At 61.3% G+C, this 18,360-nt stretch carries 23 protein-coding genes and 2 tRNA genes; 10 read left to right on the top strand and 15 right to left on the bottom strand.

Going from position 1 to position 18,360, the window contains the following annotated elements:
* Nucleotides 1-33 precede the first annotated feature (33 nt).
* From G6N74_RS19845 to G6N74_RS19825, 5 genes are all read right to left on the bottom strand, one after another.
* A complete protein-coding gene (locus G6N74_RS19845) occupies nt 34-702 on the bottom strand; it encodes a TIGR02117 family protein (RefSeq protein WP_165119904.1) in 669 nt (222 codons plus the stop codon).
* Between the two features lie 129 nt (nt 703-831).
* Nucleotides 832-1,581 carry an amino acid ABC transporter ATP-binding protein gene (locus tag G6N74_RS19840; RefSeq protein ID WP_205826780.1) on the bottom strand — a complete coding sequence of 250 codons (750 nt, stop codon included), beginning with the start codon at nt 1,579-1,581 and terminating at the stop codon, nt 832-834.
* Nucleotides 1,582-1,651: 70 nt separating this feature from the next.
* On the bottom strand, nt 1,652-2,809 hold the full coding sequence (locus G6N74_RS19835; RefSeq protein ID WP_165119729.1) for an amino acid ABC transporter permease: 1,158 nt from the start codon (nt 2,807-2,809) through the stop codon (nt 1,652-1,654).
* 4 nt (nt 2,810-2,813) lie between these two features.
* Nucleotides 2,814-4,004 (bottom strand): amino acid ABC transporter permease, encoded by a 1,191-nt coding sequence (locus tag G6N74_RS19830; RefSeq protein ID WP_165119728.1) that lies wholly within the window; start codon nt 4,002-4,004, stop codon nt 2,814-2,816.
* Between the two features lie 62 nt (nt 4,005-4,066).
* Nucleotides 4,067-5,095: an amino acid ABC transporter substrate-binding protein gene (locus G6N74_RS19825; protein WP_165119726.1), complete on the bottom strand. Its 1,029-nt coding sequence runs from the start codon at nt 5,093-5,095 to the stop codon at nt 4,067-4,069.
* A gap of 385 nt (nt 5,096-5,480) precedes the next feature.
* On the opposite strand from G6N74_RS19825, the gene G6N74_RS19820 reads away from it, so the two are divergent.
* Nucleotides 5,481-6,659, top strand: a complete 1,179-nt coding sequence (locus G6N74_RS19820; protein WP_165119724.1) for a cystathionine beta-lyase — start codon at nt 5,481-5,483, stop codon at nt 6,657-6,659.
* Between the two features lie 18 nt (nt 6,660-6,677).
* On the opposite strand, the gene G6N74_RS19815 is transcribed toward G6N74_RS19820, so the two are convergent.
* The 4 genes from G6N74_RS19815 to G6N74_RS19800 all read right to left on the bottom strand — a co-directional run bounded on the left by G6N74_RS19815 (nt 6,678) and on the right by G6N74_RS19800 (nt 7,811).
* Entirely contained in the window at nt 6,678-7,193 is a 516-nt protein-coding gene (locus tag G6N74_RS19815; RefSeq protein WP_165119722.1) for a cupin domain-containing protein, read from the bottom strand.
* Between the two features lie 106 nt (nt 7,194-7,299).
* Nucleotides 7,300-7,376, bottom strand: a tRNA-Arg gene (locus G6N74_RS19810).
* A gap of 36 nt (nt 7,377-7,412) precedes the next feature.
* The gene (locus tag G6N74_RS19805; protein ID WP_165119720.1) at nt 7,413-7,718 is read right to left on the bottom strand and encodes an ETC complex I subunit; all 306 of its coding nucleotides are present in this window, start codon (nt 7,716-7,718) and stop codon (nt 7,413-7,415) included.
* A 16-nt stretch (nt 7,719-7,734) separates the two neighbouring features.
* Nucleotides 7,735-7,811 (bottom strand) — tRNA-Pro (locus G6N74_RS19800).
* A gap of 177 nt (nt 7,812-7,988) precedes the next feature.
* On the opposite strand from G6N74_RS19800, the gene G6N74_RS19795 reads away from it, so the two are divergent.
* The 3 genes from G6N74_RS19795 to G6N74_RS19785 all read left to right on the top strand — a co-directional run bounded on the left by G6N74_RS19795 (nt 7,989) and on the right by G6N74_RS19785 (nt 8,808).
* On the top strand, nt 7,989-8,156 hold the full coding sequence (locus tag G6N74_RS19795; RefSeq protein ID WP_091912120.1) for a Thivi_2564 family membrane protein: 168 nt from the start codon (nt 7,989-7,991) through the stop codon (nt 8,154-8,156).
* An 87-nt stretch (nt 8,157-8,243) separates the two neighbouring features.
* Nucleotides 8,244-8,585, top strand: coding sequence for a hypothetical protein (locus tag G6N74_RS19790; protein WP_165119719.1), 342 nt, complete (start codon nt 8,244-8,246; stop codon nt 8,583-8,585).
* 76 nt (nt 8,586-8,661) lie between these two features.
* Nucleotides 8,662-8,808, top strand: a complete 147-nt coding sequence (locus G6N74_RS19785; protein ID WP_165119718.1) for a hypothetical protein — start codon at nt 8,662-8,664, stop codon at nt 8,806-8,808.
* A gap of 46 nt (nt 8,809-8,854) precedes the next feature.
* Here G6N74_RS19785 and G6N74_RS19780 read toward each other — a convergent pair whose 3' ends face one another.
* Nucleotides 8,855-9,037: a hypothetical protein gene (locus G6N74_RS19780; protein WP_165119717.1), complete on the bottom strand. Its 183-nt coding sequence runs from the start codon at nt 9,035-9,037 to the stop codon at nt 8,855-8,857.
* Between the two features lie 178 nt (nt 9,038-9,215).
* Here G6N74_RS19780 and G6N74_RS19775 point away from each other — a divergent pair, with 178 nt between their 5' ends.
* Complete coding sequence (locus G6N74_RS19775) at nt 9,216-9,497, top strand: hypothetical protein (RefSeq protein WP_165119716.1); 282 nt, start codon at nt 9,216-9,218, stop codon at nt 9,495-9,497.
* Between the two features lie 7 nt (nt 9,498-9,504).
* Here the strand turns inward: G6N74_RS19775 and hdaA are convergent, their stop codons facing one another.
* Genes hdaA through G6N74_RS19760 form a run of 3 tightly spaced genes read right to left on the bottom strand, consistent with a single transcriptional unit; the run spans nt 9,505 to nt 11,918 of the window.
* A complete protein-coding gene (gene hdaA, locus G6N74_RS19770) occupies nt 9,505-10,206 on the bottom strand; it encodes a DnaA regulatory inactivator HdaA (RefSeq protein WP_165119715.1) in 702 nt (233 codons plus the stop codon).
* Between the two features lie 13 nt (nt 10,207-10,219).
* Complete coding sequence (locus G6N74_RS19765; protein WP_165119714.1) at nt 10,220-11,389, bottom strand: AI-2E family transporter; 1,170 nt, start codon at nt 11,387-11,389, stop codon at nt 10,220-10,222.
* Nucleotides 11,361-11,918 carry a CDP-alcohol phosphatidyltransferase family protein gene (locus G6N74_RS19760; protein ID WP_165119713.1) on the bottom strand — a complete coding sequence of 186 codons (558 nt, stop codon included), beginning with the start codon at nt 11,916-11,918 and terminating at the stop codon, nt 11,361-11,363. Before G6N74_RS19760 ends, G6N74_RS19765 begins: the two co-directional genes overlap by 29 nt.
* Nucleotides 11,919-12,125: 207 nt before the next feature.
* Between G6N74_RS19760 and purM the strand changes: the two genes are divergently transcribed.
* From purM to G6N74_RS19745, 3 genes are read left to right on the top strand one after another with little or no spacing between them, the layout of a single operon-like run.
* Nucleotides 12,126-13,190 (top strand): phosphoribosylformylglycinamidine cyclo-ligase, encoded by a 1,065-nt coding sequence (gene purM, locus G6N74_RS19755; RefSeq protein ID WP_165119712.1) that lies wholly within the window; start codon nt 12,126-12,128, stop codon nt 13,188-13,190.
* Nucleotides 13,187-13,894, top strand: coding sequence for a phosphoribosylglycinamide formyltransferase (purN, locus tag G6N74_RS19750; protein WP_165119710.1), 708 nt, complete (start codon nt 13,187-13,189; stop codon nt 13,892-13,894). Before purM ends, purN begins: the two co-directional genes overlap by 4 nt.
* Before the next feature lie 31 nt (nt 13,895-13,925).
* The gene (locus G6N74_RS19745; RefSeq protein WP_165119708.1) at nt 13,926-14,441 is read left to right on the top strand and encodes a SixA phosphatase family protein; all 516 of its coding nucleotides are present in this window, start codon (nt 13,926-13,928) and stop codon (nt 14,439-14,441) included.
* 13 nt (nt 14,442-14,454) lie between these two features.
* On the opposite strand, the gene G6N74_RS19740 is transcribed toward G6N74_RS19745, so the two are convergent.
* Entirely contained in the window at nt 14,455-15,348 is an 894-nt protein-coding gene (locus G6N74_RS19740; RefSeq protein ID WP_165119706.1) for a cation diffusion facilitator family transporter, read from the bottom strand.
* A gap of 150 nt (nt 15,349-15,498) precedes the next feature.
* Between G6N74_RS19740 and G6N74_RS19735 the strand changes: the two genes are divergently transcribed.
* Both G6N74_RS19735 and G6N74_RS19730 read left to right on the top strand, forming a co-directional pair.
* Nucleotides 15,499-15,786 (top strand): type II toxin-antitoxin system ParD family antitoxin, encoded by a 288-nt coding sequence (locus G6N74_RS19735; protein ID WP_165119704.1) that lies wholly within the window; start codon nt 15,499-15,501, stop codon nt 15,784-15,786.
* A complete protein-coding gene (locus G6N74_RS19730) occupies nt 15,779-16,072 on the top strand; it encodes a type II toxin-antitoxin system RelE/ParE family toxin (RefSeq protein WP_165119702.1) in 294 nt (97 codons plus the stop codon). The genes G6N74_RS19735 and G6N74_RS19730 overlap by 8 nt, the downstream gene beginning before the upstream one ends.
* A gap of 6 nt (nt 16,073-16,078) precedes the next feature.
* Here the strand turns inward: G6N74_RS19730 and G6N74_RS19725 are convergent, their stop codons facing one another.
* Nucleotides 16,079-18,187 (bottom strand): molybdopterin-containing oxidoreductase family protein, encoded by a 2,109-nt coding sequence (locus tag G6N74_RS19725; RefSeq protein ID WP_165119700.1) that lies wholly within the window; start codon nt 18,185-18,187, stop codon nt 16,079-16,081.
* Nucleotides 18,188-18,360 lie beyond the last annotated feature (173 nt).

Raw genomic sequence — 18,360 nt, 5'->3', positions numbered from 1 at the left:
CTCTATGGCTGGAAATCGTCAGGTCTCTAGCCTTCAGTTGTGCAGTCGTAACGAGTAACCTAGCGTGACCGGGAGCGGGTTCCACCAGCCCGTCTGCAAGCCGGCCGCCCGCAATGCTCCTGCCGTCCAGGTGTTGCAGCCGACCAGAGCGTTGAAATAGCCATTGGCTTCGAAGAAGGCGTCGTAGTCGCCATAGGCGGCGCCTTCGATCAGTTCGGGGCCATTCGCACCCTGCCGGAAGCTCTCTTCGATGAAGGTGAGCAAACGCTGGAAACCATCTTCGCCAAGATCATAGCCGGCAACTACCGGATTTGGCTCGGGAATGGCGCCGGCGACTTCGACATGCATGGTTGAATTGTCGAGGCTGAGCGCCTTCAACACCGGGACTGCCTTCAATTGCGACCAGGTCGGGGTTTCGATGTAAAAGGCGCGACTGCCCCAGCCGAACACGAGATAGCGCACTTCAGACAGATCGACCGGCAGGCCTGCTGTCCGAAGGAAATCGAAGCGTTCGAGCATCTCGGCATCGATCGGGATGGCAATATCGGTGTGGATCGGGTTGGTCAGCACGAGGATGCGGCGAAGCGGCCCCTGCCCTGTCTCGCCGGATTGAAGCAGTGGGCGCGGGATAAGAGTCCCCAAGACCACTGTTATGAAAACCGCCAGCAACAAGACGCCGGCGAAGCGGATAATTCGTTTCATCGAAGCCGAACCGATCCCGAGCGCGACCTCAATGGCCATTGCACTTGCTTACGCAAGAAGCCCGACCGAGTTTCAGCCGGGCTTCTTTCATGATCGAGAGCGCGTGCACCGAATGCGCGTACCAAAAGATCAATGCAGGATTTGCGACAGGAACAGCTTGGTACGCTCATGCTGCGGATGATCGAAGAACTCCGCCGGGGTGTTCTGCTCGACGATCTGGCCCTGATCCATGAAGATCACCCGGTTGGCGACTTTCCGCGCAAAACCCATCTCGTGGGTCACGCACAGCATGGTCATGCCTTCCTCGGCAAGGCCCACCATGGTTTCCAGCACTTCCTTGATCATTTCCGGATCGAGCGCCGAGGTCGGCTCATCGAACAGCATGATGCGCGGATTCATGCACAGCGATCTCGCAATAGCCACCCGCTGCTGCTGGCCGCCGGAAAGCTGGCCGGGATACTTGTTGGCCTGCTCGGGGATCTTCACCCGCTTCAGGAAGTGCATGGCGATTTCTTCGGCCTGCTTCTTCGGCGTCTTGCGCACCCAGATCGGCGCCAGCGTGCAGTTTTCCAGGATCGTCAGATGCGGAAACAGGTTGAAGTGCTGGAACACCATGCCGACTTCGCGGCGGACCTCGTCGATCTTCTTCAGATCGTTGGTCAGCTCCTTGCCGTCGACGATGATCTTGCCCTTCTGGTGCTCTTCCAGACGGTTGATACAGCGGATCATCGTCGATTTACCGGAACCGGAAGGCCCGCAAATGACGATGCGCTCGCCACGCATGACCCGAAGATTGATGTCCTTCAGGACGTGGAAATCGCCATACCATTTGTGCATGCCGACAATGTCGATGGCGACATCGGTATCCGAAATCTGCATCTTGCCGAGATCGACCTTGATCTCCTCGGCGCTGACTGCGTTTTCTATGGCCATTGGCCTTCCCCTTTATTTATCTTTTGTGGCCGGTATCGAGGCGTCGTTCCATGTAAATGGAATAGCGCGACATGCCGAAACAGAACAGCCAGAAAACGAAGCCGGCAAAGACCAGCCCCGAAATCGGCGTCTGCGGCGAGGCCCAGGAGGCGTCCGAAAAGTTCAGGCGCACCACGCCGAGCAGATCGAACATGCCGATGATGTAGACCAGGCTGGTATCCTTGAAGAGGCCGATGAAGGTGTTGACGATGCCCGGGATAACCAGCTTGAGCGCCTGCGGCAGGACGATCAGTCCCGTCTTCTGCCAATAGCTCAGGCCTAGCGAATCGGCACCCTCATACTGCCCCTTCGGAATTGCCTGCAGTCCGCCGCGCACCACTTCCGCCATATAGGCCGACGCAAACAGCGCCACGCCGATAAGTGCCCGCAGCAGCTTGTCGAAGGTCATGCCTGCCGGCAGGAACAGCGGGAACATGACACTGGCCATGAACAGCACCGTCACCAGCGGAATACCGCGGACCGCTTCGATGAAGATCACGCAGATCATCTTGACGACCGGCATTTTCGAACGCCGACCGAGCGCAAGTACGATGCCGAGCGGCAGCGAGACCGTGATGCCGACGAAGGACAGGACCAGCGTTACCAGCAGGCCACCCCAGAGCGGCGTCTCGACATGCGGCAGGCCGAACCAGCCGCCGGACATCAGAATGTAGGCGACGATGGGAAACACGCCAAAAAGCAGGATTGCATTCAGGCCCTTGCGGGGGATGCGCGGAATCATCATGGGCACCAGCAGCACCACCAACATGATGACGGTGAGGATGAGGCGCCAGTGCTCTTCGGCCGGATAGCGGCCGAACATGAACTGCGAGAACTTCGCGTTGACGAAGGCCCAGCAAGCGCCGGACCAGCCGTCGGGTTGTATGCCGCCCTGCGCTATGGTCGAGCAGAAGGTGCGGTCGGTGCCCGTCCACTGGGCGCTGATGAACGCCCAGTTGATAAATGGCGGGATGACGAAGGCAACCACCAAAAGTCCGAGCAGCGTCAGCGCGGAATCGAACGGGGTGGCGAACAGGTTCTTGCGAACCCATGCGCCAAGCCCGGTCACGCCCGCCGGCGCCGGCTCGGCAGCCGCCAATTCGGCACGGACGTAGGAAAGATCGTGTTTCTGCATGACCTTACCTCTCCACCAGCGCCATTTTGGCGTTGAACCAGTTCATGAAGGCCGACGTCACTAGGCTGAGGCCGAGATAGACGACCATCCAGATCACCACGACCTCGATCGCCTGGCCGGTCTGGTTCAGCACCGTTCCACCCGTCGCGACAAGATCGGGATAGCCGATCGCGATGGCAAGCGATGAGTTCTTGGTCAGGTTCAGATACTGGCTGGTGAGCGGCGGTATGACGATGCGCATGGCCTGCGGCACTACCACCTGCCTGAGCGTCTGCGCGGGTCGCAAGCCGAGAGCAAAGGACGCTTCGCTCTGCCCCTTGTTCACGCCCATGATGCCGGCGCGCACGATCTCGCCGATGAAGGCGGCCGTATAGAAGGACAGAGCGAGATAAAGCGCCAGAAACTCCGGCTTCACCTGGAAACCGCCGGTCAGGTTGAACGTGGATTGCTTCGGAAAATCAAAGCTCAACGGAAAACCGCTGAAGATGAATGCCAGCAGCGGCAGGCCGACGATCAACCCGATGGAAGTCCACAGGATCGGAAATGTTTGTCCCGTCGCCATCTGGCGCTGACGAGCCTTGCGCGCGACGAACCACGACATGGCGATCGCAAGCACAAAGGCCACCAATATCAGCCAGGAGCCCTCGCCCCAGATTGCCTTCGGAAAATAGAAGCCACGACCATTGAGGAACGAGCCGAATGGCAGGTGATAGCTGTCGCGCGGCGGCGGCAGAACCGATAGCACGCCGAAATACCAGAAGAAGATGACCAGCAGCGGCGGGATGTTGCGGAACACTTCGACATAGACGGTCGAAATCTTGCGAACCAGCCAGTTTCGCGACAGGCGGCCGATGCCGATCAGAAAGCCGAGAATGGAGGCTGTGATGATGCCGACGACGGCAACGACGATGGTGTTCAGCAGGCCGACGATGATCGCCCGTCCGTAAGTGGAATCGGACGAATACGCGATCAGGCTGTCACTGATGTCAAAGCCGGCCCGTCCGCGCAGAAAGCTGAAGCCGGATGCGATGTTGGCGCGACGCAGGTTTTCGACAGTGTTGCCGACAATCCAGTAGATCGCTGCCGCAAGGAGGGCCACCACGACAATCTGGAAGAAAATGCCGCGGATTTTAGGGTCGTTCATAAGCGAGACGCGGCTGCCTGCGTCCCGGCCAAGTATTTCCTGGGATGCCATTTAACCGTCCCCTGATATGAGAAACCGGAAGGCGGAGAATCCGCCCTCCGGATAGTTCTCGATCAGCGGATCGGCGGAGCGTACTGCAGGCCGCCCTTGGTCCACAGCGCGTTGATGCCGCGCGCGATCTTCAGCGGGCTGCCGGCGCCGACGTTCTTCTCGAACATTTCGCCGTAGTTGCCGACTGCCTTGACGACGTTGACGACCCAGTCGTTCGACACACCAAGATCGGTACCGATCTTGGTGTCTGCCTCGGTGCCGAGCACGCGCTTGATCTCGGGGCTGCCGGAGTTCTTCATCTCGTCGACATTGGCCTGCGTGATGCCGAGCTCTTCAGCCGACAGCAGTGCGAAATAGGTCCACTTGACGATGTGGTACCACTGGTCGTCGCCCTGGCGGACGGCGGGTCCAAGCGGCTCCTTCGAGATGATCTCGGGCAGAACGACGTGATCGTCCGGCGCACCGAGCGTCAGGCGGATGCCATAAAGGCCCGACTGATCGGTCGTGTAGGCGTCGCAACGGCCCGCGTCATAAGCGGCGTTGACCTCTTCGAGCTTCTCGAAGACGACCGGGTTGTACTCCATCTTGTTCGCCTTGAAGTAGTCGGCGAGATTGAGTTCGGTGGTCGTGCCCGACTGCACGCAGACGGCAGCGCCCGAAAGCTGGAGCGCGGAATTGACGCCCGGCAGCTTCTTGGCGTTGATCATGAAGCCCTGGCCGTCATAATAGGTGACGCCGACGAAATTCAGGCCGAGCGCCGTATCGCGGTTGATCGTCCAGGTCGTGTTGCGCGACAGGACGTCGATTTCGCCCGACTGGAGCGCGGTGAAACGTTCCTTGGCGCTGAGCGGCGTGAACTTGACCTTGGTGCCGTCACCGAAGACCGCAGCCGCCACGGCGCGGCAGAAATCGGCGTCGATGCCGGTCCAGTCGCCCTTGTCGTTCGGCGCGGAAAAGCCGGCCAGACCGGTGCTGACACCGCACTGAACGAAGCCCTTCTTCTTGACATCATCGAGCGTTGCCGCAGATGCGGCCGAAGCCAGCAGCCCCAATGCGGCAGCGCCCAGAATGACTTTTACGGAGTTTTTCATAACCCACAGACCCTTTTCTGTTGTTGTTCGGGAACTTGCCCCGTTTTTTTCCCGTGCGGAAGCAGCGTTGGCATTCCGGCCCATTTCCGAAACGCGGCATCGCAGAGGATGCGCTCGCAGCACTCACAATCACGAACTGCATCGAAAGCGATTATGTCCGTGAGGTCAAGCACAATGACCGGATGAAGCAGAAATTGAAAACCATATGCCCAAAACCGACATTTGAAGGGTATTTTCCGCCTTTGAATTGCCGTTGCGGCAGGTCTTTATCCGCCGCATGAACTTGGCTGGAGCAACAAAGTTCGAGGCTGGCCCCGCCCGTTTCGGTTGCGCCGTTCAGCTCGCCGCTTTATGCCTGTCCGCCTCTTATCGAAGCGGGGAAGACATGGCCAAGCGAGACTACACCGAGATGGGTATCAACACACGCCTGGCGCATGCGGGCAACGATCCGCGCGACTATTTCGGCTTCGTGAACCCGCCGGTCGTGCACGCTTCCACGGTCCTGTTTCCGAACGCCGCCACACTGGCTGCCCGCGCGCAAAAATACACCTATGGAACGCGCGGCACCCCGACCACCGACGCGCTCGCAAACGCCATCGACGAGCTGGAAGGTTCGGCAGGAACTATCATTGTGCCTTCGGGGCTCGCCGCCGTCACGGTGCCGCTGCTTGCCTTCCTGTCGGCCGGCGATCACGTGCTGATCGTCGATTCGGTCTATCATCCGACCCGCAATTTCGCCGACACCATGCTGAAACGGCTTGGCGTCGAGGTAGACTATTACGATCCCCATGTCGGCGCCGGCATTGCCGCGCTGATGAAGCCGAACACCAAGGTCGTGTTCACCGAATCGCCGGCCTCCAACACATTCGAGATGCAGGACATCCCGGCAATCGCGAAAGCGGCGCATGAACGCGGCGCCGTGGTGATGATGGACAACACCTGGGCGACGCCGCTCTATTTCAAGCCGCTCGATCATGGCGTTGATGTCTCGATCCACGCCGCGACCAAATATCCGGCCGGGCATTCCGATCTGCTTCTCGGCACGGTCTCGGCCAACGCCGCATCATGGGAACGGCTGCATCAGGGCTTCCTGACGCTCGGCTGCTGTGCCGCACCCGACGACGTCTATCAGGTGCTGCGCGGCCTGCGCACCATGGGTGTGCGGCTGGAGCGTCATCAGGAAAGCGCGCTGGACATCGCGCGCTGGCTGGAAAAGCAGCCGGGCGTCGCCCGCGTGCTGCACCCCGGTCTCGAAAGCCACCCCGGCCATGCCATCTGGAAGCGCGATTTTTCGGGCGCCAGCGGCATCTTTTCCGTGGTGTTCTCCGGTGGCGGCCAGAAGCAGGCGCATGCCTTCCTCGACGCCCTCGAAATCTTCGGCCTCGGCTATTCCTGGGGCGGCTATGAAAGCCTTGCGGTCCACGTCTTCCTCGGCGACCGCGTCGTCGCCAAGGGGCCGTATGAGGGGCCGATCCTCCGGCTTCAGATCGGGCTGGAGAATGTCGAAGACCTGAAGGCCGATATCGCCAAGGGGCTGGCTGCGGCGGCAGCGGCGAAGGATTGAGGCGGCAACGCCTCCCCGCTACTTCGCCTTCGATGCCCGCACCCTGTCGGGCATCCCATCGTGGTCGCCCAACGGGCGCCTTGGGTGATCGTCCCACCAGTCGTCGCGCATCGCCTTGCGTTCGAGGTTGACCGGGGAGACGATTCGGTTCTCCGCCTTGGCCGTCTCGCCCACGACCAGCAACCGAACTTCAGTCTCGGTGTTGTTCAGGAAACTGTGGGCGAGCCCCGTGCCTGCCGGAAAGCCGACCCCGTCGCCCGGCTTGAGCCGATGCAGCCGACCGTCCAGCCAGACATCGGGCTCGCCCTCCAGCACATAGACGAATTCCTCCTCCGCACTTTCGGCATGCGGAAAGGACGTGCGCCGGCCCGGCAGCAACCGCTCATGATGAATGCCGAGCCGCTCGAGCCCGAAATGCGCGCCGAAGGCAGCGTTGATGCTGCGCGCCTCGTCCGTCCCCTTGAACGTCTCACCGTCAGGGTTTTCGATATCAGTCCAGTGGGCGATGGGAAGGTCGGAATCCGTCGAGGTCATGAGCGTTTCCTGCGTATGCGGCTTTCTGCTGCGAAAGTTCTGCAACGAACGCAGAACCCGACAGCAAGCTACACGCATCCTTCGCGCAGAGAAATGTTTGAAAATGTGGCGATCCCGACAGGATTCGAACCTGTGACCATCGGCTTAGAAGGCCGGTGCTCTATCCAGCTGAGCTACGGGACCGCGCGCCCTCAGCACACAAACCGGCTCGTTCGCGGTTCAGTGTGTCCAGGGGATCTTGCGGTCGAAGCGGAAATTCTCCGCATAGGAAATCTGGCGCCGCTTGGCTTCCTTCGGTTCCTGAACACGAAAATCGAGGCCATGCTTCTCGGCATAGGCGACCGCCTCTTCCTTCGAGCCGAAGGTGAGGCGAATCTGGCTCTTCATGTCGCCGGAAGTCGTATAGCCCATCAGCGGATCGATCTTGCGCGGCATGGCCGGATCGAACTCGAGAACCCAGAGACCGGTCTTGGCCTTACCCGACTGCATCGCGGTCTTGGCCGGGCTGAAGATGCGCGCAGACATGTTTCCCTCATCGTTTTGGTCGGAGTGGAGAGATTCGAACTCCCGACCCTCTGGTCCCAAACCAGATGCGCTACCAGACTGCGCTACACTCCGAACGATGCAGTCCATAGGGTTTGCCAGTTTGGAAGGCAAGCCCGGAAAACACAAAATCCCGATTTGGCGTCTCAAGAATGATCTTGAATGGAACCCGCACGGTGTCCGGGCGTTAGCCGGTGCATAGTTTATGCCTAGTTCAGACGACGGCTGGGCCGTCAATTACGGAGAAGGGTTATGGCTTCATCGGTTCTCATCGGCATCCTGATTACGTTTCTTGTAATCATACTGGTGCTCTATCTCGTTCAGCGGCTTCCGATCGACGGGCGCATGCGCCAGATCGTCCAGCTTATCGTCATCGTCATCGGCATCATCTCGTTGCTGAAGTATCTCGCAGTGTTTTGATCGCGGGAAATGTTTCCGACACAATAGTTCGGGAACGATCCGGCTGGATAGCCGTTCCTGAACCTCTTCTATACAAGGAAATCCTTTATGGCCGACACACCCAGCTCAGACGATATTCAGAAGGCGCTCGAAAAGCAGATCGCGGATCTTCGCAAGGAAATCGCGAAGATCAACAAGACGGTCTCGGCGCGCAGTGCTGAAATGATGGACGATGCCCGCGAACAGGCGTCCAGTCTCTACGAAAGCGCTTCGGACCGTGCCTCCAAGGCAACGCAGCAGCTTCGCACGCAGGCCCATGCCGTTTCCGAGGTCGCCCGTGAAAATCCCGGAACCACGACGGCCGTGCTCGGCTTCGTCGGCATTGTCGGCTTCCTGCTTGGCATAGCCGTAGGACAGGCAAGCAGCGAACCGCGTCGTCGCTGGTACTGATCTTCGCGATCGAAAAACAAAAGGCCGGGATTACCGGCCTTTTTCCTATTCCAGAACTTTAAGAACGGGCACATTCATGCAGCAAAACAGGCTTTATCTCATAATCGGCGCGCTCGTCGTCGCGGTCATTGCGCTCGGCATCTACGTCTATCGCGAAGAATCGAAGCCTTCCGGCGTCGAACTGCGGATTGATGATTCAGGCGTATCGGTTCAGGAGAACTGACGCGCCGCAGGCGATAAGAGCCAACGCCTCCCGATACGGCGCGCCCTTATGGACGGGCGCGCCGCTCCCTCAAGGTCTTGAAGAGCGGATAGCAGAACACCGCCACGATAGCGCCGGTTACGGTCCATCCAAGCGCCGCGCCGCCCAGCAGTTCCTGGCCGATGTAAGCGCCGGCAAAACACCCGATCACAGCAGCCAAGACTTTGAGTAGCAGTCCGTTGTTGGTCATGCGCGAATCCCCACCCCTTGAAAAATCAAAGGTGACCAGAAATGGCGCTGACCGGCAAGCGCCACTACAAGTCGAACATGCGAATGCGTTCACAACCTGTCCGCCCTCATAAGCACTCGGCGCCTCTCGACATAACGCGGCCAGCCTGCACACTATTGCGCGCAGTCAGGGAGGACGCATGCCAGTCATCGATATCTATTTCGCCCAGTTGACCGACATTTTCAGGATCGGTCTGCTGATTGCGCTCTTGCTAACCGCAGCCAACACCGCCCAGGCGCTGAACCGCTGGATACCGATTGCGCTCGGGCTGGTATTCGTGGCCGTGCTCATACCGACGAGCTTCGGCGCGAAGGAGGGTCAGGACACAGCGACCGCGATCGCCGTAGGTCTGTTTTCGAACGCCACGATTCTTGCCGTGCTCTTGGCGGCGCAGCAGGTCTATCGCCGCCTCGCCCGCTGAAGCAGCCTTAAATCTCGAACTCTGCCTGCCCCTGGTCGAGCGCATTCACCGCTTCGGCGGCGAGCGCACGGGTGATGCGCGTCTTCTGTTCCAGCGCTGCGCGGTCGAGCCTGTCGACGACGCGGATCGCGGTGGACAGCGAGCGTTCGATGCGCCTGACCAGAAACTGCACGACGTTCTGGTCGACCTCGATCTGGCGGTCGGCGAAGAGCTTGGTGATGACGCCGGCCAGAAGCAGGTCGTCCGGCTCGTCGATCTCGATGGTCGCCGCAGCCTTCAGCCGCGATGCCAGGTCCGGCAAGGTCACACCCCACGCGGCTGGAAAGCGCCGGGACGTCAGGAGCAGTTGCGTGCCGGTCGCGCGAACCTGGTTGATGAGATGGAACAGGCCGTTCTCGTCGAGGAACCGGTCATCGGCATCATCGATCACCACCGGCCGCGTGCCGTCGATTTCAGCGACGTGTTTCTCGATATCGGCAGCCTTGAGCACCAACGCATGCGAGGCATCACGCCAGATCGCGGCGAGATGCGATTTTCCCGAACCCGCCGGCCCAGCCAGCACGACAACCGGTGAAGGCCACTCCGGCCAGCGGTCGACCAGCGAAACCGCCTGTGCATTGGCCTGCGACACCACGAGATCGTCGCGCGAATAGCCCGGCGTATGGCCGAGATCGAGCGGAAGCTGGCGCGGTTTTTCCGGCTCACGCATGGCAGATCACGGCCTAGCCATCGGCGCGCGGCGCTCTGGCCGTGCGGACCGGTTTTGCCTCCGCGACCTCGGGATGCCCCTTGTAGAGCGGCGACTCGAGATATTGCGATATCGCAAAGCGAACCAGCACGCCTATCGCCGCCGCCGCCGGCACGGCGATCAGCAGGCCGACAAAGCCGAACAGCGCACCGAAAGCGAACAGCGCAAACATCAGCCAGACCGGGTGCAGCCCGACGCTTTTGCCAACAAGGCGCGGCTGGAGGATGTTGCCCTCGATGAACTGGCCGACGAAGAACACGCAGGCCACGGCCACGACCATGATCCAGTCCGGCCAGAACTGCACGAAGGCAAGCCCCACCGACAGCACCAGCCCGACCAGCGAACCGACATAGGGAATGAAGCTGATAAGGCCGGCAAACAGGCCGATCAGGGCGCCGAATTTGAGCCCCGTCAGCGTCAGGCCGGCGGCATACATCAGCCCGAGCACGAGGCAGAGCGTGCCCTGCCCGCGCACGAAACCGGCGGTGGCGGAATTGATGTCGGTGGCGATCTGGCGAACGGTCTTGACGTGGTCGCGCGGCACCCAGCGATCGACGGTCGCGACCATGCGGTCCCAGTCGAGCAGCATGTAGAAGGCGACGACCGGCGTCACCACGAACAGGCTGGCGATGGAAAACAGCGCCATGCTGGAGCTCCAGATCGACTTGAACACAGTCGTCAGGAAGCCGAAGCCGGTGGTCGCCAGCGAATTCAGGCCCTCGCGCAGGTCGTTGGCGTTGACGCCGAAGCGCTGCTCGATCCACTGCGGGTCGAAACTGGTGATGAGGCCCTGCAACTGCGTCAGATATTCCGGCAGCTTGGTGATGAAATCCGAGAGCTGCGAGGCCAGTATCGGTATCAGGATGACGAGCCCGAGCACCACGATGATGAGAAACGTGATCAGGATGAGGATCGTCGCCATGAGGCGCGAAAGTCCGAGCCGCTGCAGCCGGTCGGCCACGGGGTCGAGGAAATAGGCAAGCACCATGCCGGCCACGAAAGGCAGGAGAACGTCGCTGAACAGGTAGATCAACAGCGCAAGCACGAGCGCCGTAATGATCCAGAACCGGATCTGCCGGCGGAACGCCGTTGCCGACGGATCCTCCTGAGTCACCTCAACCGTTTGGATTTTCGCTTTCGCCATAACCATTCATGTGCCTCAGCCAGTCCACGAGATAGGCCGCTGCCGAAGCGACGGTCAAGAGCCCGGACAGGAATATCAGACTGAACCGAATGAGGTCGTAATTCGTTCCAAAGGCCAGTTCGCCAAGCACGAAGGCGGCAAGAACGATCTGCACTGCCGTGTTGGCCTTCGAAACCATCAGCGGCTTCATCGCCACGGGATTTGCCATCACGGTCGACAGAACGACCGCGCAGATGATCAGCGCATCGCGCGAAACCGCCGCGACGACCAGCCACAGCGGCAGTTCGCCCATGAAGCCGAGCATGACGAAGACGCTGACCAGAAGCAGCTTATCGGCCATCGGGTCGAGATAGGCGCCCAGTTCGGTGCGCTGGTTGAAATGACGCGCGACGAAACCGTCGACGCCATCCGACACGCCGGCGATGACGAAACCGGCAAGGGCCCAGTCGGTGCGGTTGCTCAAAAGGGCGTAGATAACGCCCGGCACAAGCACGAACCGCAGAATCGTGATCATGTTCGCGACGGTCACGACGTCATTACCTCCCCGCATTCTCCCAACATACCGAGCCTGATACATGGTCAGGCCCGACTCTGCCTGCAAGATACCAGAGCGGGACAGACTTCTGTCCACGATTTTTGCCGCCTAAAGTCGCATCGCTTTTGCCCCACTTCTTGCAGGGCGGGGCGGTTCATGCGAAGAGCCGCCCTTGAACCGTCGACAGTCAAAGGAACAGCCATGAGCGGCCAGAAGAACGGGCTCACCTATGCGCAGGCAGGCGTCGACATCGATGCCGGCAACCTCATGGTCGAGAAGATCAAGCCGCTGGTGCGCTCGACGCGCCGGCCCGGCGCCGATGGCGAGATCGGCGGCTTCGGCGGGTTGTTCGACCTGAAGGCTGCAGGCTTTACCGATCCGGTGCTGGTCGCCGCCAATGACGGCGTCGGCACCAAGCTGAAGATCGCCATCGAGGCCGGCAAGCACGACACGATCGGCGTCGACCTTGTCGCCATGTGCGTCAACGACATCGTCGTGCAGGGTGCGGAGCCGCTGTTCTTCCTCGACTATTTCGCCACCGGCAAGCTCGACCCCGAGCAGGGCGCGTCCATCGTCGGCGGCATCGCCGAGGGCTGCCGGCAGGCCGGTTGCGCGCTGATCGGCGGTGAGACGGCGGAAATGCCGGGCATGTACCAGGAAAAGGACTACGACCTTGCCGGCTTCGCCGTAGGTGCTGCCGAGCGCGGCCAGTTGCTGCCGACCGACGACATCGTCGAAGGCGACGTGCTGCTCGGGCTCGCCTCGTCGGGCGTCCATTCCAACGGCTTTTCGCTGGTTCGCCGCATCGTCGCGACAAGCGGCCTCGGCTGGAACGACCCTGCCCCCTTTGCCGACGACCGTACGCTGGCCGATGCGCTGCTGGAACCGACCCGCATCTATGTGAAGTCCGTACTCAAGGCGATCCGCGGCACGCATGGCATCAAGGCGCTGGCCCATATCACCGGCGGTGGCTTCCCCGAAAACATCCCGCGCGTGCTGCCGCAGGATTTTTCCGCCGAGTTGGACCTCGACGCCATCGAAGTGCCGCCAGTCTTCTCCTGGCTCGCCAAGACGGGTGGCGTGGCTGCCAATGAAATGATGCGCACCTTTAACTGCGGCGTCGGCATGATCATGGTCGTCGCATCGGGACAGGCGGCACAGGTCGCCGCCGTGCTACAGGAAGCCGGCGAGACCGTTTCGCCCATCGGCCGCATCGTGCCGCGCCGCGACAGCGGCGTCATCTATCGAGGTGCCATCGCCCTATGACCCGCAAACGCATCGTCATCATGATCTCCGGGCGCGGCTCCAACATGGCCGCGCTGATCGAAGCTTCCGACGACCGCGCCTTCCCGGCCGAGATCGTCGGTGTGGTCTCCGACAAGGCCGACGCGCGCGGCCTGCAACTGGCCACATCGAAGGGCATCCCGACACGCGTCGTTGCGCGCGGCGATTTCGCCAGCAAGGACGCGCATGACGCGGCCATCGACAAGGAGCTCGCTGCCTTCGGCGCCGAGATCGTCTGCCTCGCCGGCTATATGCGGCTCCTGACGCCCGGTTTCGTCGCGAAATGGCAGGGCAAGATGATCAACATCCACCCTGCCCTGCTGCCGTCCTTCAAGGGTCTGGATACGCACCAGCGCGCGCTGGACGCCGGCATGCGCATCCATGGCTGCACCGTGCATTTCGTGACGCCTGAGATGGATGACGGTCCGATCATTGCGCAGTCTGCGGTTCCCGTTCTGATCGGCGATGACGAAAAGACGCTGTCGGCCCGCGTTCTGAAAGCCGAGCACCATCTTTTCCCGCTTGCACTGCGCATGGTTTGCGAAGGCAAGGCCAGCATGCAGGACGGCAAGACGGCGTTTTCGGACATCGAGCATGTCGAGCAGGTTGCAACAGCGTTCGTGTCTTCGCCGAGTGCCGTTCGCGAAGCGGTTGATCTCGAGGCACTGGCGCGCTTCACGCCCTGATCTGCCAAGGGCCACTGGTTGGAGCCGCACGATGAAGGAACTGCTCCTCCTGCGTCACGCCAAATCGAGCTGGGATGATCCCGAGCTGGCCGATTTCGATAGACCGCTGGCACCCCGCGGCCTGGATGCCGCTCCGGTGATCGGCCAGGCGATTGCCTCGCGTGGCTGGTTCCCGCAGATGGCGCTTGTTTCGCCGTCGCTTCGTACGCGGGAAACCTGGCAGATCGTCGCCGCCCAATCGCCTCGTTTCGTCGAACCAACCTTCTGCAGCGCCCTTTACGAAGCCTCTGCGGGGCAATTGCTGGCTGAGGTTCGTCATGCGCCGGAGGAGATCACCTCCCTGCTTTTGCTCGGGCACAATCCGGGGATGCAGGATTTTGCCACGCTGATTGCCAGCGAGGACTCTGACGAAACCGCCTTGCAGCTACTCCGCAAGAAATTCTCAACAGCGGGTCTTGCCCGGCTCGAATTCGACGGGCGATGGGACGAACTGCGTGCCGGTGCAGCCCGGCTCAGCCATTTCCTGCGGCCAAAAGACTTCGGCTGACTGCACCAACCTCTCAGTGAATCCGTTCGGCGGGTTTGCACGCAACCAGTTCCATCTGCAGAGTGGTGTGGTGCAGGTCGAAATCCGCCTGCAGGCGCGCCTCTATGGCGAGGCGCACGGTTTCTGCATCCGCGCCGTCAGAAAGCACAGCGTGAGCCGTCAGTGACGGCTTGCTCTGAGTGATCGCCCACAGATGCAAATCGTGCACCGAAGCAACACCCGGCACTGCCGCAATGGCGCTCTCGACATCGGCTATCTTCATGCCGGGCGGCACGCCTTCGAGCAGGATGTTGATGCATTCCTTGAGCAGCACCCAGGTGCGCGGGAACACCATGAAGCCGATGCCGACCGCGATCAGCGAATCGACCCATTGCCAGCCGGTCAGCCAGATGATCGCTGCACCGGCCATGACGCCGAGCGAACCTAGCATGTCGGCCCAGACCTCGAGATAGGCGCCCTTCACATTGAGGCTGTTGTCCTTGTGGCCGCTCAGCAGCCGCATCGACAGGAAGTTGACGGCAAGGCCGACGACCGCGATCCCCAGCATGCCCAGCGACGCTATATCCTGCGGCTCGAACAGCCGCTTGTAAGCCTCGTAGAGAATGTAGAAGGCGACGCCGAGCAGCAGTAGTGCATTGAAGGCGGCGGCCAGTATCTCGAAACGGGCATAGCCATAGGTGCGCAGCAGGTCTGCCTGACGGCGTCCGACATGGATGGCCAGCAACGCGATCGCCAGCGCCATCGTGTCGGTCAGCATATGCATGGCGTCGGAAATCAAGGCCAGGCTGCCGGTGACGAAGCCCCCGATGACCTCCGCCACCATGAAAGCGCCGGTCAGGCCGAGCGCCATCCACAGCCGCGACACCGGCGTGTTCTGCATGTCGCCGTGATCGTGATCGCCGCTCATGGCATGCTCCTCGATGGTCCGTCGCGGTTGCATAATGCGGGAATGCCGGAAAATGGGAAGGCATCAAAAATCCGGCGACGCCGTCGCGCACGATACGCCTGTTGTCCGCGGTAGCAATTCTTGCTACCATTTTATCAAAGGAGTTCTCTCATGCCCACGGTGGAAAAGGTAAGCGTCGCGCTTTCGTCGGACCTGCTCGAAATGGTCAAAAAGGCCGTCTCGACCGGAGAATACGCCTCGGCGAGCGAAGTGATACGCGAAGCGCTACGCGACTGGAAGCTGCGTCAGCCTTTGCGGCAGGCGGAGGTCGAGCGGCTACGAAAGGCATGGACGGACGGAGTAGCCAGTGGCGAAAGCCAGCCTTTCGACATCGAAGAGATCAAGCAGCGAGCACGGGGCCGCTTCGAGAAGAATTCGAGCGCGTCGCGCAATGGCTGAAGTGAGAATCGTCCGAAGTCCTGCGGCTGAAGACGATCTCATCGACATCTGGTGCGGGATCGCACCGGACAACCCGGTTGCGGCCGACCGCTTTCTGGACAGCATCGCCGTCAAGATCAAACAGCTTGCAACGTTTCCAGATTCCGGCCCGCTCAGGCCGGACATTGCGCCTGACGCGCGAGCGCTGACCGTCAGAAACTATCTGGTGCTCTACCGGCATACCGGAACGCATATCGAGATCGTTCGCGTGGTGCACGGCGCACGCGATCTGACGGCACTGCTATAGGCGGCCCTACCCCGCCGCCCGCACCCAGACCTTGTTGTCATGCACGGCCGCACCGCCATAGGGTGCCGGCGCGTCGGCGCCGGTCAGGACGTTGATGCCCTCGCCGCGCTCGTGAGCGGAGTTCGGCCAGATGCCCTCGGCGATGACGACACCGCGCCGGATCGTCTCGAACAGCCTGGCATGCAGAACCACCTCGCCGCGTGGGTTGCCGATCTCGACGCGATCGCCCGTGGCGACGCCGAGTGCTGCGGCGTCCTCCGGATGGATCAGCAGTTCCGGCCGCCCTTCCTTCTCCCGCGACACCGGCGTCTCGGCAAAGGTCGAGTTGAGAAAATTGCGCGCCGGCGAGGTCGCCAGCCGGAAAGGATGCTCGGCGTCCGCCACTTCGATCAGGTCGACATGGTCGGGGAATTCGGGAAGCTGCTCGACCGGGCCGAAGATGCCCATGCTCTTGGGCGGCCTGTTGGGTGCTGCGCCGCCGTTCCACTGCGGCTTGAAACGGAACTTGCCGTCGGGATGCCCAAAACCCTTCAGGAAATGCGCATCCTCGAACTCAGGCTGCATATCGACCCAGCGGCTGGCCTCCAGGCTGTCGAAATCACCCAGACCGCGCCGGGAAAGCATGTGGTCGATATGCTCGCGTTCGGTCATCCCGAAGCCCGGCAAATGCGAGACGCCCAGCCGCTTGGCCAGTTCCTCGATGACATAGTGATTGGTGCGCGGCCCCGCCGGCGGGTCGATCAGCTTGGGCCCCAGCGTGATGTGCTGGTTGCCGCCGCCCTTGTAGATGTCGTCATGCTCAAGGAACATGGTGGCCGGCAGCACGACATCGGCGAGCTTTGCCGTATCGGTCATGAACTGCTCGTGCACGCAGGTGAACAGGTCGTCGCGCAGAAACCCCTGCGTCACCAGCCGCTGCTCGGGCGCGACATTCACCGGGTTGGTGTTCTGGATCAGCATCGCCGTCACAGGAGGGCCGCCATAAAGCGCGTCCTCGGCATTGGTCAGCACCGGCCCGATGCGGGAGTGATCGAGATAGCGGATTTTGGGGTCACGCAGCTTCGTGCCTTCCAGCAATTCGCCGTTGAGCTTGTAGATGCCTGAATTGGAGTGGAACGCACCGCCGCCCTCATACTGCCAGGCACCGGTGACCGCCGGGATCGACAGCGCCGCATGCATGTTGACCGAGCCGTTGCGCTGGCGCGCGAAGCCGTAGCCGAGCCGGAAGAAGGTTTTCTTCGTCGTGCCGACCAATCTGGCAAAATCTTCGATCTCCTCGACGGAAAGGCCGGTTATCGCCGCTGCCCATTGCGGCGTGCGGGTGGCGAGATGCGCCTCCAATCCTTTCGGGTCGTCAGTGTATTTTTCGAGATAATCGCGGTCGGCGAAGCCATCGCGGAACAGCACATGCATCACCGCGCATGCCAGCGCGCCGTCCGTGCCCGGTTTCAGCACCAGCGCCGTGTCGGCCTGCTTCATCGTCGCCGTCTCGTAGATATCGATGACGACGATCTTCGTGCCGTTCTCCTTGCGGGCCTTCACCGCATGGGTCATCACATTGACCTGCGTGACCACCGCATTGGTGCCCCAGATCACCACGCAGTCGGACTTGGCGATCTCACGCGGGTCCGACCCACGCAGCGCGCCCGTGCCCAGCACATAGCCGGTCCAGGCAAGGTTCGTGCAGATCGAAGCGAAGAAGCCCGAATACTTTTTCGCATGGCGCAGCCGGTCGATGCCGTCGCGCTGCACCAGCCCCATCGTGCCGGCATAGAAGTAAGGCCACACCGTCTCGCTGCCGAGCTTTTCCTCGGCGCGGATGAACTTTTCGGCCACCAGATCGAGGGCTGCTTCCCAGCTCGCCTCTTTCCAGCTGCCCTCGCCCTTGGCGCCGGCACGCACCAGCGGCTTCATAAGCCGGTCTGGATGATGAATGCGGTCGGCATAGCGAGCGACCTTGGCGCAGATCACGCCGGCCGTATAGCTGTTGTCCTTGGCGCCATGCAGGCGGCCGATACGGTTGCCGTCGAGGATCTCGACATTCAACGCGCAGGTCGACGGGCAATCATGCGGACAGACGGAATGGCCGATTCTGAGCTTGGCGTGCTGGTTCATGCGGCGAAACTACAGGGTTTTGCAAGCAAGGTGTAGGGCCAGGAAAGCGTGGGTTTAGTGGCTCGTAGCAAAGTTGCCGTAATCCCCTCCCCGTTTATGGAGAGACTATCGCAGATGGCATGGCCGACCCCCACTCCGTCTCGGCTTCGCCGAGCCACCTCTCCCCCTCAAAA

It is taken from the genome of Mesorhizobium zhangyense (genome assembly GCF_011045115.1).
GTDB classification, from domain to species: Bacteria; Pseudomonadota; Alphaproteobacteria; order Rhizobiales; family Rhizobiaceae; genus Mesorhizobium_M; species Mesorhizobium_M zhangyense.
Note: the sequence above shows the minus strand (reverse complement) of the source record. Positions and strands in the feature narration are given on the sequence as shown.

What these genes read in the sequence shown, in the direction of transcription:
- G6N74_RS19780 (WP_165119717.1), bottom strand. Translation starts at nt 9,037, where the DNA reads ATGACCAACAACGGACTGCTACTCAAAGTCTTGGCTGCTGTGATCGGG.
- G6N74_RS19835 (WP_165119729.1), bottom strand. Translation starts at nt 2,809, where the DNA reads ATGCAGAAACACGATCTTTCCTACGTCCGTGCCGAATTGGCGGCTGCC.
- purM (WP_165119712.1), top strand. Translation starts at nt 12,126, where the DNA reads ATGAGCGGCCAGAAGAACGGGCTCACCTATGCGCAGGCAGGCGTCGAC.
- G6N74_RS19775 (WP_165119716.1), top strand. Translation starts at nt 9,216, where the DNA reads ATGCCAGTCATCGATATCTATTTCGCCCAGTTGACCGACATTTTCAGG.
- G6N74_RS19765 (WP_165119714.1), bottom strand. Translation starts at nt 11,389, where the DNA reads ATGGCGAAAGCGAAAATCCAAACGGTTGAGGTGACTCAGGAGGATCCG.
- hdaA (WP_165119715.1), bottom strand. Translation starts at nt 10,206, where the DNA reads ATGCGTGAGCCGGAAAAACCGCGCCAGCTTCCGCTCGATCTCGGCCAT.
- G6N74_RS19790 (WP_165119719.1), top strand. Translation starts at nt 8,244, where the DNA reads ATGGCCGACACACCCAGCTCAGACGATATTCAGAAGGCGCTCGAAAAG.
- G6N74_RS19785 (WP_165119718.1), top strand. Translation starts at nt 8,662, where the DNA reads ATGCAGCAAAACAGGCTTTATCTCATAATCGGCGCGCTCGTCGTCGCG.
- G6N74_RS19815 (WP_165119722.1), bottom strand. Translation starts at nt 7,193, where the DNA reads ATGACCTCGACGGATTCCGACCTTCCCATCGCCCACTGGACTGATATC.
- G6N74_RS19740 (WP_165119706.1), bottom strand. Translation starts at nt 15,348, where the DNA reads ATGAGCGGCGATCACGATCACGGCGACATGCAGAACACGCCGGTGTCG.
- G6N74_RS19825 (WP_165119726.1), bottom strand. Translation starts at nt 5,095, where the DNA reads ATGAAAAACTCCGTAAAAGTCATTCTGGGCGCTGCCGCATTGGGGCTG.
- G6N74_RS19830 (WP_165119728.1), bottom strand. Translation starts at nt 4,004, where the DNA reads ATGGCATCCCAGGAAATACTTGGCCGGGACGCAGGCAGCCGCGTCTCG.
- G6N74_RS19795 (WP_091912120.1), top strand. Translation starts at nt 7,989, where the DNA reads ATGGCTTCATCGGTTCTCATCGGCATCCTGATTACGTTTCTTGTAATC.
- G6N74_RS19735 (WP_165119704.1), top strand. Translation starts at nt 15,499, where the DNA reads ATGCCCACGGTGGAAAAGGTAAGCGTCGCGCTTTCGTCGGACCTGCTC.
- G6N74_RS19725 (WP_165119700.1), bottom strand. Translation starts at nt 18,187, where the DNA reads ATGAACCAGCACGCCAAGCTCAGAATCGGCCATTCCGTCTGTCCGCAT.
- G6N74_RS19730 (WP_165119702.1), top strand. Translation starts at nt 15,779, where the DNA reads ATGGCTGAAGTGAGAATCGTCCGAAGTCCTGCGGCTGAAGACGATCTC.
- purN (WP_165119710.1), top strand. Translation starts at nt 13,187, where the DNA reads ATGACCCGCAAACGCATCGTCATCATGATCTCCGGGCGCGGCTCCAAC.
- G6N74_RS19805 (WP_165119720.1), bottom strand. Translation starts at nt 7,718, where the DNA reads ATGTCTGCGCGCATCTTCAGCCCGGCCAAGACCGCGATGCAGTCGGGT.
- G6N74_RS19745 (WP_165119708.1), top strand. Translation starts at nt 13,926, where the DNA reads ATGAAGGAACTGCTCCTCCTGCGTCACGCCAAATCGAGCTGGGATGAT.
- G6N74_RS19820 (WP_165119724.1), top strand. Translation starts at nt 5,481, where the DNA reads ATGGCCAAGCGAGACTACACCGAGATGGGTATCAACACACGCCTGGCG.
- G6N74_RS19845 (WP_165119904.1), bottom strand. Translation starts at nt 702, where the DNA reads ATGAAACGAATTATCCGCTTCGCCGGCGTCTTGTTGCTGGCGGTTTTC.
- G6N74_RS19840 (WP_205826780.1), bottom strand. Translation starts at nt 1,581, where the DNA reads ATGCAGATTTCGGATACCGATGTCGCCATCGACATTGTCGGCATGCAC.